The organism is Curtobacterium poinsettiae (assembly GCF_025677645.1).
GTDB lineage: Bacteria > Actinomycetota > Actinomycetes > Actinomycetales > Microbacteriaceae > Curtobacterium > Curtobacterium poinsettiae_A.
This window is the reverse complement of sequence record NZ_CP106879.1, coordinates 1099688-1110753: the sequence shown is the minus strand read 5'-3', so window position 1 is coordinate 1110753 and position 11066 is coordinate 1099688. Positions and strand designations below refer to the sequence as shown.

Genomic DNA, 11066 nt, shown 5'->3' with positions numbered 1-11066 from the left:
TCGGGACGCACCTGCGGGAGTTCCATCGAAGGATGCAAGCGCCGATCGGGCGGTTCGGTACTCCTGGACACGCCGTCGTCATCGCTCGACGCCGCGTCGTTTGGACCGACGAGCAGCCGCACGACACCGGCGTCTCGCGGGTCCGGTCAGGCGGCGCGCTGGGCGGCCACGTGGGCCAGGACGACGGGGTCCTCGCAGCCGCGGGCGAACCCCAGGATGCGCCGGTCGATGTCCCGCTGCAAGACCAGCACGCCGATCCTCTCGGCGATCGGCGCGAGCCACTGCGGCCGGCAGGTGAAGTTGTAGCGCCAGATCGCGAGGGTGTGCCCGGGCTGCCCCTCCGCCGCCTGGAAGTGCCACCCTCCGCCCATGCGCTCGAAGAACCACGAGCCCTTCGTCATCTTCATCCCCACGTTCGACGGCGGGTGGTACGAGACGTACTCGCTCTCCATCGCCAGCCCGAACCGCTGCACCGTGTACGTCCGGACGCCCTTCGCCGGCACGGACGCGCCGTCCATCAGGTGCTGGCGGCGGATGAAGGGGTCCCACCGCTTCCGGATTGCGCCCTGCGTCTGCGAGACGGCGAAGGCCACCGACGGCTCGACCGGGACGACGCAGCGGGACTCGACGACGGGCATGAGGCATCCTCGCACGTGCATGGTGCTGCGCGCTCCGACCCGTGCGAGCGTCGCCGGACTCGCACCGTGCGGTGCCCCTCGGCCCGCGCGAGCTTGCTCGCTCCGTGCGCCGCTGCAGCCCTGCACCAGGCCGCCGACCTCGCACCGGGCGAACAACCGCGCACCGTGCGCAGCGTCAGCGCAGCGTTGCCCGGAGTGCGTCGGCGATGAGCGCGAGCGCCGCACCGAGCTCGTCCGCGACGCGCTGGTGGGTCGCCGTCGAGCGACGGTAGGGGTCGTCCACGTCGTCGTCGGCCGGGTCGGCGGGCGGCGGGACCGTTCCGCGCAGCCGGGCGACGCGCTCCACGAGCTGCTGCGGGGTCGTCACGTCGGCCAGGTCACCGGGCTCGAGGCCGGCGAGCACCCGCGCGAACTGCTTGACCGTGAACGTCCGCTTGGACGCCCGGGGCGCCAGGGAGACGGCGGCTGCACGGTGCGATCGCTCGGCGGTCAGCACCAGGTCGGCGCGCTCGACGACCTCGGCCGTCAGGTACCGCGACCGGTGGGCCGAGGGGTCGCCGCCGAGCCGGACGGACTGCTCGGCCGCGACAGCGTCCATCGGGGCGCCGTCGTCGGCGATGGTGCCAGCCGACTCGACCACGAACGCGGGAGCGTCCGGGCCGAGTCGTGCCGTCAGGACCTGCGCGCCGAGCGGGGACCGGCAGATGTTGCCGCTGCAGACGAACAGGATCCGCATCGTCACGCTGCGTCGGTGCGCTCGCCGGCGCGCTGGTCGGCACGCTCGTCGTCGCCGAGCAGGTCGTGCCGCACGACGATGGCGTCACGGCCGGGTCCGACACCGATCGCCGAGATCCGTGCGCCGGACATCGCCTCGATCGCCAGGACGTAGTCCTGCGCGTTCTTCGGCAGGTCGTCGAAGGTACGGGCCCCGGTGATGTCCTCGGTCCAGCCGGGGAACTCCTGGTACACCGGCTTCGCGTGGTGGAAGTCGGACTGGTTGACCGGGACCTCGTCGACGCGGACGCCGTCGACCTCGTACGCGACGCACACCGGGATCGTCTCGAGCCCGGTCAGGACGTCGAGCTTGGTGAGCACGAAGTCGGTCACACCGTTGATGCGTGCCGTGTAGCGGGCGATCGGGGCGTCGTACCAGCCACAGCGGCGCGGGCGGCCGGTGGTGGTGCCGAACTCGAAGCCGTTCGCGCGCAGGAACTCCCCGGACTCGTCGAACAGCTCGGTCGGGAACGGTCCGGCGCCGACGCGGGTCGTGTACGCCTTGACGATGCCGATGATCCGCTCGAGCTTGCCCGGCCCGATGCCCGAACCGGTCGCGGCGCCGCCGGCGGTCGCGGACGACGAGGTGACGAACGGGTAGGTGCCGTGGTCGACGTCGAGCATGGTGGCCTGGCCGGCTTCGAACAGGACGGTCTCGCCGCGCTCGAGCGCCCGGTGGATCTCGAGGGCGGTGTCGGCGACCATCGGGCGCAGGCGCTCGGCGAACGAGAGCAGCGACTCGACGACTTCTTCCGGGTCGATCGCACGGCGGTTGAAGACCTTGACCAGCAGGTGGTTCTTCTGGTCGAGCGCGGCTTCGACCTTCTGCCGCAGGATGTTCTCGTCGAAGATGTCCTGGATCCGGATGCCGACGCGGTTGATCTTGTCGGCGTAGGTCGGGCCGATCCCGCGACCGGTCGTGCCGATCTGGCGCTTGCCCAGGAACCGCTCGGTCACCTTGTCGACGGTGCGGTGGTAGTGCGTGATGACGTGGGCGTTGGCCGACACGAGCAGCTTCGAGACGTCGACGCCGCGGGCGCGCAGGGCGTCGAGCTCCTGGAACAGCACCTCGAGGTCGACGACGACGCCGTTGCCGATGATCGGGGTCACGCCGGGCGTCAGGATGCCGGAGGGCAGCAGGTGCAGGGCGTACTTCTCGCCGCCGACGACGACGGTGTGGCCGGCGTTGTTGCCGCCGTTGAACTTCACGACGTAGTCGATGCGGGAGCCGAGGAGGTCGGTGGCCTTCCCCTTGCCCTCGTCGCCCCACTGGGCGCCGATGATGACTGCTGCGGGCATCTGGTTCTCCTCACGTTGGCGGAGGACCGCACACGGCCGTCCGGGCCGGTGGTCCACCCGAGTCTATCGGCTGGTCACCTGCGCGTCACCCGCTGTGACGTCCTGTGGACGGCGGGCCGCTTGTCCACATCCGGCGCACCTGGGTGTCCGTCCGGATCGGGCGGAGCACGGTCGGACGCGTCCAGATCCACGACGCGAAAGGAGCACGACATGAGCGGCATCGGAGACAAGGCGAAGGACTTCGCTGAGAGCGACAAGGGCGAGCAGGCCACGGACGCCGGCCTCGACAAGGCGGGCGACGCGGCCGACAAGGCGACCGGCGGCGGGCACGGCGACCAGATCGGCAAGGCCGAGGACGCAGCCGACGGCAAGATCGGCAAGTGACGTCCGAGGCGCAACCGGACACGCAGACGGGAGGCGCGGTGCCAGCTGGCACCGCGCCTCCCGTCTGTCGGTCGGTGCGTCCCGAATCGCCCGTCCGACCCCGGATCAGCTCCGGAAGAAGTCCTGGTACGACGGGTCACCGACGGGCTGGGAGTGCCCCGGCTCGGCCAGTCGCTGCTCGATCATGGCCTGGATGACGTCCGGCGGGGTGAGTCCACGACGGCGCCACTCGACCGGGTTGGACCGGAGCTGGTTCAGCGTGCTCTGCATGGGAGCCACACTTGCACCACTTCACTAGTTTGTCTAACTACCTGTCCCGAACGCGCGTTCAGGGGGCTGCCCCGTGTACGCCCGGGCCGCTTCGTGAGCAGAAGAGGTCGGATCCCCACTCGGGACCCGACCTCTTCTGCTCACCATGTGGCGCGCGGACCGCGCGCACCCTGACCTAGCGGCGCGTGACCTTCGGCGTCGCCCCGGACTTGGCGGTGCCGTCCACGTACCCGGAGGCGTGGGCCGTCACCTGCACGCTGATGCGGTGCCCGACGTCGGATGAGCCGAGCTCGTACTTCGTACCCGTTGCCGACCGGACGACCTTGCCGTCACGCAGCCACTGGTACTTGTAGGTCGCCTTAGTCGTGCTCCACGTACCGTGCTTCGCGGTGAGGGTCGAGCCGACCTTCGCCGTCCCGCTCACCGTGACCTTGCTCCCCTTCGCCAGCGCGAGCTTCGGCGGGACCACGTTGATGGTCGACGTGTCGGCCTGCTTGCCCGCCGCGTTGTCGAAGTGGAGCAGCAGCACCGTCGCCTTGGTGACACCCGAGGCACGGGTGACCGTGAGCGAGTCGGCGTCGGCGAACAGCACGCCGGAGGTACCGTCCTGCGAGAACGACAGCTTCGGCTTCGACGGGTCGAACGTGGCCGTCTTCGTCTCGTCCACGACCGAGGAACCGCTGGTGGCGGCACCCGGGGCGTAGGCTGACTCCGTCAGCACGGTGTAGTCGAACTTCTTCGACGAACCGATGGCCTTCGCAGCGACGGTCAGCACCTTCACGGAGCTGTCGAAGGTGTTCACGTCCTGTCCGGGCGCACCGCCGTTGAGGGGCTGGACGTCGACGACGGGGTCGATGTCCGGGTCGTCCAGGGCGGCCTTCGCCAGGTCGACCGTCGTGGCGAACGTGGCGTCCACGGCAGCCGACTTCGCGTTGTACACCAGGAAGTCGGGCTCGCCGTCACGGTCCGTGTCGATGAGGACCTCGACGTTGGTCACGGCTCCCGGGTTCGCGTCCGGACCAGCGGTCTGCACGCCGAACGCCAGGGTTCCCGACGCCTTGTCGTACGACGCACCGTAGGAACGGACGTCGGCCGCCTGCAGCGAACGCGTCGCCGAACCCTCGGGGAACGCCTCGGCGGGGTCGGTGCCGCCGAGCACGAACGGAGCGACGGCGGCGTGGTAGCCGGTCGTCAGTCCGCCCTGGTCGAGCGTGCGGCCCTTGAGCGTCAGCTCGGCCGACTTGCCGGGTCCCGTGAACGAGACCGTGGTGCGGGCCCGCACCGCGCTGACGGGCTTCGGGGCCACGTAGACCCCGAGGCGCATCGGGTTGAGCGAGCTGTCGGTCGGCGCGAACGCCACGATGCCGGAGGCCGCTGCAACGAACTCGCGCTGGTAGCCCTGCTGGACGGCCTCCTGGGTCGGGTCGATGACCCGGCGGAGCTTCGTCGCGTCGGCGACCGAGAACGTCAGCGTGACCGATGCTGTGCCGTTGGCGGGCACCGTGACCTGCTTCGAGCTGAGCGCGAACGTCACGCCCGGCTGCGACACCTGCGGCTGGTACGACACGTCGTACGTGTGCGCCGTGCTGTCGGTGTTGTCGATCTGCAGGGTGCGGGTCTCGCTCGTCCCGCTCGCGACCTCGACGACGCCGAACGACGCGGTGACGAGCTGGTCGTTCTCGGCGCTGCGGACCGTGGTGCCGGCGGTGACCGCCTGCAGCGCGTCCACGCGACCGGTGCCCTGACGGAGCAGGGTGGCCGAACGGTTGCCGTCCTTCACGTCGTGCGTCGCCGTGTTCATCAGCGCCGCCTTGACCTGCGGGGCGGACCAGGTGGGGTGCGACTGGAACGTCAGCGCCGCGATGCCCGCGACGTCCGGCGTGGCCATCGAGGTACCGCTCATCGACATGCGGCCGTCACCGGTGCCGTTGGCCGCCGAGATCACGTTGACCCCGGGGCCGGCGATGTCCGGCTTGACGATGTCGTCGAACGATCCGTGCACACCACGGCTGGTGAACGACGCGAGCGTGTTCACGGCGTCCGCCTCGATGGCGACCTCGAAGCCCTTGAGCTCGTCCGCGAAGCGCACGTGCAGGGTCCCCGCCTTCGCGGTGGCCTGGAGGCTCGCCACGCTCTTCGCGGTCAGCTCGGCACCCGGGATGGTCGCGTTGCCACCGATGCCGGATTCGAACGTGTCGAGCGTGCCCGCCAGCAGGACGCCGACGCCGCCAGCGGCCTCGACGTTGTTGAAGCGCACGAGGGAACCGCACTCGAGCGCGGCGTCCGTCCACTTCAGCCAGACGACCTTGCCCTTGATCTTCGCGGCGTCAGCGGCGCTGAACGCGGCACAGCCGTCGATGTTCGCGGTCGGGACGACGACGTCGCCCTCGACGGGCAGGGTGCCCTTGAAGTTGGACGAGTACTGCGAGCGGTAGGTCTTCGCGACGTCGGCCGGCGCGGTGACCTGGACGCCGTCGTACAGCGACTGGCCGGTGGCGCTCGCGGCGACGGTGAGCGCACCCTCGGCGTTGCCCGGCGAACCACCGATGTCGGTGAAGTCGTCGGCGTTGCCCGAGGCGATCACGGGGAGCACGCCGCGCGCGGTCAGTGCGTCGATCTTGGCGTTGTCGGGGTCATCCGGTGCGCCGTAGTCGGAGCCGAGCGACAGGTTCAGGACGTTGATGTCCTTGCCCTCGGTGAGCGCCTGGCCCACCCAGTCGAGCGCGGCACCGGTGACGTCGGTCGAGCCACCGTTGTCACCGAAGACCTTCAGGGCGTACAGGCCGGCCTCGGGCGCGGTGCCCGGACCGATCCACATGTCCTGTACCTGCTGCGTGGTGAGCTTGGTGTAGTCACCGTCGAACTGCTGCTTGTCGGCGGTCAGGCCGTAGCCGGCGATCGAGCCGGACACGTGCGTGCCGTGGTCGCCGCCCTTGCCGTCGATCGGGTTGTCGTCGGGAGCCGGCACCGGGTCGTAGGCGTCCGGGTCCGACGGGTCGGCGTTGTAGGTCGCACCGGCGAAGTCGTACCCGCCGAGGAACTTCGACGCGTCGTACAGGCTCGGGTCCGGGGCGCCACCGCTCGCGTTCGCCAGGGCCTGCTGGTACGCCTCGGTGGTGCCGGGGCCGCCGAAGTCGGCCTGGGTGTAGTCGAGACCGGTGTCGAGGACGGCGACGTTGACGTCCTTGCCGGTGTGGCCGGTCTGCTGCCAGGCGTTGAGCGAGCGCGTGTAGACGTCACTCGCGGCGTTCTTCGGCGCGACACCGTCGGCACCCGGCTGGACCAGGCTGGGGTCGACACCCGAGGGAGCGGCGTCGGCGTTCTCGTTGACCGTCGGCTCGACGATCTTCTTCGGCGTGAGCGGGATGATGCTCTCGACGTCGGAGCGCTCCGCGATCTGCCGGAACGCGTCGACGTCGGCGACGACCGCGACGCCGGGGACGGTGTACTCGGTCGAGTAGAGCTCGGTCGCGTCGGCGTCGGCGCGCTTGACGGCCGACCGCACCGCGGCGACGGTCGACTGGATCGCCTCGACGCGGTTCTTGGCCGCGGAGGACTGGGTCCGCGACTTCGTCAGGTCCCCGCCCTTCGCCTTGGCGTCCACTTCGAGGGCACCCTGGCCGGTCGTGCGCACGAACGCGGCGACGGTCTTCGTCGGCTTGGCGTCACGGAGCGGGGCGGAGAGCTTGAGGTCGGCCACCGAGATCCCGGCCGGAGCTGCGGAGGCCGCGCCCCCGACTGCGAGACCGCCACACGCGAGGGCCGCGACGGCGATGCCGGCGGTCAGGACGCGGGTGAAGCGATGGGGTGTTGGGTTCGGGTCGGTGTTCGGTGTTGCACGGTTCAAAGAGGACACTCCTGGCTCAGTCCGTGGTTCGCATGAGATTCCTGTGAAGCTATGCGTTCGTTCTCAGGGAAGACAGTCCGCACTTTGGGGGACCCCCCTCATCCGGGGGACGGAACCTGTTAAGTTGCACACGTGTGTGCACGTTATTACGATGGGGTGCGTGACCACCACTGAGCAGCACTTCCGCGCGCCCCGTCGCGACGCCACGGAGAACCGGGCAGCCCTCCTCGACGCGGCGAAGACGTGCTTGCAGCAGGACCCGGACGCCTCGATCGAGACGATCGCCGCGGCTGCGGGACTCTCGCGCCGTGCGGTGTACGGACACTTCCCCTCGCGCGACGACCTGGTGCGCGAGGTCGTGACCGCCGGCGCCGCCCGGATCGCGGCCGCCATGCCCACCGCTTCGGACCTGCAGGAGCTCCCGCCGGCCGCACGCCTCGCCGCGATCGCGGTGACGCTCTGGACCGAGGTGTCGCACGTCCGCTCGATGGCCAGGGTCGCCGTGCGCAGCCCGTTCGCCGAACCCGTCGCCGAGGTGTTCGCGCCGCTGCGCGCACAGGTGCGCCAGGCGTGCGCGCTCGGGATCGCCGACGGCGCCATGCGGGACGACGTCGACCCCGAGACCCTCGGCCGTCTGGTCGAGGGCGCGTGCATCGCCGTCCTCGACGAGGCGACCCGTTCCGGCACGAGTGACGAGGACGGACGGCGCATGGTGGTGGTGTCGGCGCTGGGCATGGCCGGCATCGACTGGCGCACCGCGCTGCTCTCCGAACCCGCTGCTCCCGCTCCCGCCCCGAAGGACCACGCATGACGCTCGAACTCGACCACGTCGGCATCGGCGAGGAGCCCGGCGCACCCCTGCCCGTCGTCTCCGCCGTCGCCGCCCCCGGACGCCCCGGGGTCCTCGCCGTCGAGACCGAGCAGGCACCCGTGCTCGCGTCACTCGTCGCCGGCGGCCGCATGCAGCCCGACACCGGCCGCCTGCTGCTCGACGGCCACGAGGACCCGGCAGCCGTCCGGCGCTCGTTCGCCCTGGTCGACACCCCCGGTGTCGCCGAGCCCTTCCCCGTCATGACCCTGAAGCAGATCGTGCGCGAGGAGCTCGCGTTCGCCGGGCAGCGCCCGAACCGCGAGCACGTCGACACCGTGCTCGACGAGCTCGGCCTGCGGGACTACGTCGACACCGCCGTGCAGCGGGTGCCGACCGTCGTGCGCGTCCGGCTGCTCGTCGAACTCGCCCTGCTGCGCGACGGTGTGACCGGCATCGTGATCACCTCACCCGAGCGGCACGGCGGCGCCGTCGAGGACTGGTTCCAGGTGATCCGCGACGTCGCACGACGGGGCGTGACCGTGGTCCTCGTGACCTCGAAGGCCGCCGCCACCACCGTCGAGCACCTGCTCGACACGATCGACACGCACGACGATGTCGCGACGCTCGTGACGCCCCAGACCGAGGACCCCGAGGACGTGGCCCGAACCGACGGAAGCGAGCCGGGCCTCCCGGCCGCTCCTTCCGTCACCGAAGCATCCGCAACCGTCCCGACGGAGGCACAGAAGTGACCACCACCTCGCTCGTCCGCGCAGAACTCGCGCGGCTCACCGCGACCCCGCTCGCACGCCTGGCGTTCATCGCGCTGATGATCGTGCCGCTGCTGTACGGCGGCGCATACCTGTGGGCGAACCGCGACCCGTACGCGAAGCTCGACCAGATCCCCGCCGCGATCGTGAACCTCGACGCCGGTGCCACGCTGGACGGCGAGCACGTCGACTACGGCAAGGACGTCACGAAGGAGGCCATCGACGGCGCCGACTTCAAGTGGACGAAGACGAGCGCCGCCGATGCCCGCTCCGGCGTCCGCAACGGCACCTACGACTTCGTCGTCACCATCCCGCACGACTTCTCCGAGCACCTGGTGTCCGCGCAGTCCGACGACCCGACGCAGGCGAAGCTCGTGATGACGACGGCCGACACGAACTCGTACCTGGCGTCGACCATCGCCGAGCAGGCGGGCAAGACCATGCGCACCGCCGTCGCCGAGCGCGTCGGCAAGCAGGCGGCGAAGACCCTGCTCGTCGGACTCGCCGACGTGCGGGACAGCCTCGGCGACGCCGTCGACGGGGCCGATGAACTCGCGTCCGGAACCGCCAAGGCGGACTCGGGCGCGCACCAGCTCGCCGACGGCACCGGCAAGCTGTCGTCCGGGGCGGCGGAGCTCGCGTCCGGCACGGCCGACCTGCCGTCGCAGACCCAGCAGCTCAACAGCGGGGCGCAGCAGGTGGCGTCGGGGGCGTCGACCCTGGCGTCCGGGCTGGCCAGCGCGCAGCAGCAGACGGCGGCGCTGCCGTCGCAGACGCAGCAGTTGGACACTGGGGCGCAGCAGCTGCAGTCCGGGCTGCACCAGCTCCGTGACCAGACGGCTTCGCTCCCCTCCGACTCTGCGCGCCTGTCCAGTGGTGCGTCGCAGGTCGCCACCGGGAATGCCACGCTGGCCGACGAGGCCGCACCGTTCATCGCGGGCGTCCAGCAGCTCTCGGCGCAGTCGCCGGAACTCGTCGCGTCACTGAAGCCCGTCGTCCAGGCCTCCACGGTGCTCACCGCGGAACAGAAGACCCAGCTGCTCGCCGGGCTCGACCGCCTGCAGGCCGGCAGCACCGAGCTCGGTGCCGGTGCCGGCGACCTGTCCGGCAACCTGCAGAAGCTCAAGACCGGCAGCGCGCAGGTGTCCGCGGGGGCATCGCAGCTCGCCGAGCAGGCTCCGGCGCTGACCAGTGGCATCCAGCAGCTCTCCGACGGCTCCGACACGCTCGCCGCCGGGACGTCGAAGCTGGCTGCCGCGGCACCGACGTTGACCTCGGGCATCTCGTCGGCGGCGACTGGCGCGTCCGTGCTCTCCGCGGGTGCCGCGAAGGTAGCAGACGGCACGTCGACGCTGGCCTCGGCCGCTCCGACCCTGTCGTCGGGCGCATCGTCGCTCGCCACCGGCGCGGCGTCCGCCGACAAGGGCGCCACGTCGCTCGCATCGGGCCTCGACGAGCTCAAGACCGGCTCGTCGAAGCTCGCGTCGTCGCTCGACGAGGGCCGCACGAAGATCCCAGCCTCGAACGCCTCCGAGCGCGAATCGCAGGCCTCGGTGATCTCCGACCCGGTCAAGGTCGGCGACGACAACGTTGCCGCGGCGTCGAACTACGGCGCCGGCCTCGCACCGTTCTTCATCTCGCTCGCGGCCTGGATCGGCATGTACGCGCTGTTCCTCATCCTCAAGCCGATCTCCAAGCGTGCGATCACGGCGGTGCGGAAGCCCCTCGCGGTGGTGTTCGGCGGCTGGCTGACCCCGGCGCTCCTCGGCCTGGTGCAGATGGTGGCGCTGTTCTTCATCGTGCGCTTCGCCCTCGACCTGAACGTGGTGCACGTCGGCGGCACGATCGGGATCATGGTGCTGGCCTCGGCGACCTTCGCGGCGATCATCATGGCGCTCAACGTGCTGCTCGGATCGGTGGGGCAGTTCCTCGGCCTGGTGCTCATGCTCGTGCAGCTCGTCACCGCCGGCGGGACGTTCCCGTGGCAGACGCTGCCGGGGCCGTTGGCGGCGCTGCACTTCGCGCTGCCGATGACGTACTCGGTCGACGCGATCCGGCAGACGATGTACGGCGGGAACCTCGGCACCGCGTGGTCGGACGCGGGCGTGCTGCTCTGCTGGCTGCTCGGGGCGCTCCTGGTGTCCTTCGTGGTCACGGCGCGGCAGACCCGCTCCCGCACGCTGCGCGACCTGCGCCCGAGCCTGATCGGGTAGCGGGGCGCCGGGCGCGGCGCCGGGGCGCGGGGCGCTTCGTGAGCAGAAGAGGTCGGGTGACAT

The 11066-nt window shown here is 70.8% G+C and carries 9 protein-coding genes; 4 read left to right on the top strand and 5 right to left on the bottom strand.

The window, feature by feature from the left end:
- Window positions 1-146 precede the first annotated feature (146 nt).
- The 3 genes from OE229_RS05510 to OE229_RS05500 form a co-directional block, all read right to left on the bottom strand.
- On the bottom strand, window positions 147-638 hold the full coding sequence (locus tag OE229_RS05510) for an SRPBCC family protein (RefSeq protein ID WP_262136847.1): 492 nt from the start codon (window positions 636-638) through the stop codon (window positions 147-149).
- A gap of 175 nt (window positions 639-813) precedes the next feature.
- On the bottom strand, window positions 814-1374 hold the full coding sequence (locus OE229_RS05505; RefSeq protein WP_262140088.1) for an arsenate reductase/protein-tyrosine-phosphatase family protein: 561 nt from the start codon (window positions 1372-1374) through the stop codon (window positions 814-816).
- 2 nt (window positions 1375-1376) lie between these two features.
- Entirely contained in the window at window positions 1377-2711 is a 1335-nt protein-coding gene (locus OE229_RS05500; RefSeq protein ID WP_017886319.1) for an adenylosuccinate synthase, read from the bottom strand.
- Between the two features lie 210 nt (window positions 2712-2921).
- Here OE229_RS05500 and OE229_RS05495 point away from each other — a divergent pair, with 210 nt between their 5' ends.
- Complete coding sequence (locus OE229_RS05495) at window positions 2922-3095, top strand: antitoxin (protein ID WP_209133050.1); 174 nt, start codon at window positions 2922-2924, stop codon at window positions 3093-3095.
- 105 nt (window positions 3096-3200) lie between these two features.
- Here OE229_RS05495 and OE229_RS05490 read toward each other — a convergent pair whose 3' ends face one another.
- Both OE229_RS05490 and OE229_RS05485 read right to left on the bottom strand, forming a co-directional pair.
- A complete protein-coding gene (locus tag OE229_RS05490; protein WP_156155336.1) occupies window positions 3201-3365 on the bottom strand; it encodes a hypothetical protein in 165 nt (54 codons plus the stop codon).
- 175 nt (window positions 3366-3540) lie between these two features.
- Window positions 3541-7212, bottom strand: coding sequence for a S8 family serine peptidase (locus tag OE229_RS05485; protein WP_262136844.1), 3672 nt, complete (start codon window positions 7210-7212; stop codon window positions 3541-3543).
- Window positions 7213-7372: 160 nt separating this feature from the next.
- On the opposite strand from OE229_RS05485, the gene OE229_RS05480 reads away from it, so the two are divergent.
- The 3 genes from OE229_RS05480 to OE229_RS05470 are packed head-to-tail and all read left to right on the top strand — an operon-like array spanning window position 7373 to window position 11003.
- The gene (locus OE229_RS05480; protein WP_262136842.1) at window positions 7373-8023 is read left to right on the top strand and encodes a TetR/AcrR family transcriptional regulator; all 651 of its coding nucleotides are present in this window, start codon (window positions 7373-7375) and stop codon (window positions 8021-8023) included.
- Window positions 8020-8772, top strand: a complete 753-nt coding sequence (locus tag OE229_RS05475) for a hypothetical protein (RefSeq protein ID WP_182064632.1) — start codon at window positions 8020-8022, stop codon at window positions 8770-8772. Before OE229_RS05480 ends, OE229_RS05475 begins: the two co-directional genes overlap by 4 nt.
- Window positions 8769-11003, top strand: coding sequence for a YhgE/Pip domain-containing protein (locus OE229_RS05470; protein ID WP_262136841.1), 2235 nt, complete (start codon window positions 8769-8771; stop codon window positions 11001-11003). Before OE229_RS05475 ends, OE229_RS05470 begins: the two co-directional genes overlap by 4 nt.
- Window positions 11004-11066: the final 63 nt, after the last annotated feature.

Bases quoted from the DNA above. Each gene is read 5' to 3' on its own strand.
- OE229_RS05505 (WP_262140088.1), bottom strand. From the start codon at position 1,374: ATGCGGATCCTGTTCGTCTGCAGCGGCAACATCTGCCGGTCCCCGCTC.
- OE229_RS05495 (WP_209133050.1), top strand. From the start codon at position 2,922: ATGAGCGGCATCGGAGACAAGGCGAAGGACTTCGCTGAGAGCGACAAG.
- OE229_RS05500 (WP_017886319.1), bottom strand. From the start codon at position 2,711: ATGCCCGCAGCAGTCATCATCGGCGCCCAGTGGGGCGACGAGGGCAAG.
- OE229_RS05510 (WP_262136847.1), bottom strand. From the start codon at position 638: ATGCCCGTCGTCGAGTCCCGCTGCGTCGTCCCGGTCGAGCCGTCGGTG.
- OE229_RS05475 (WP_182064632.1), top strand. From the start codon at position 8,020: ATGACGCTCGAACTCGACCACGTCGGCATCGGCGAGGAGCCCGGCGCA.
- OE229_RS05490 (WP_156155336.1), bottom strand. From the start codon at position 3,365: ATGCAGAGCACGCTGAACCAGCTCCGGTCCAACCCGGTCGAGTGGCGC.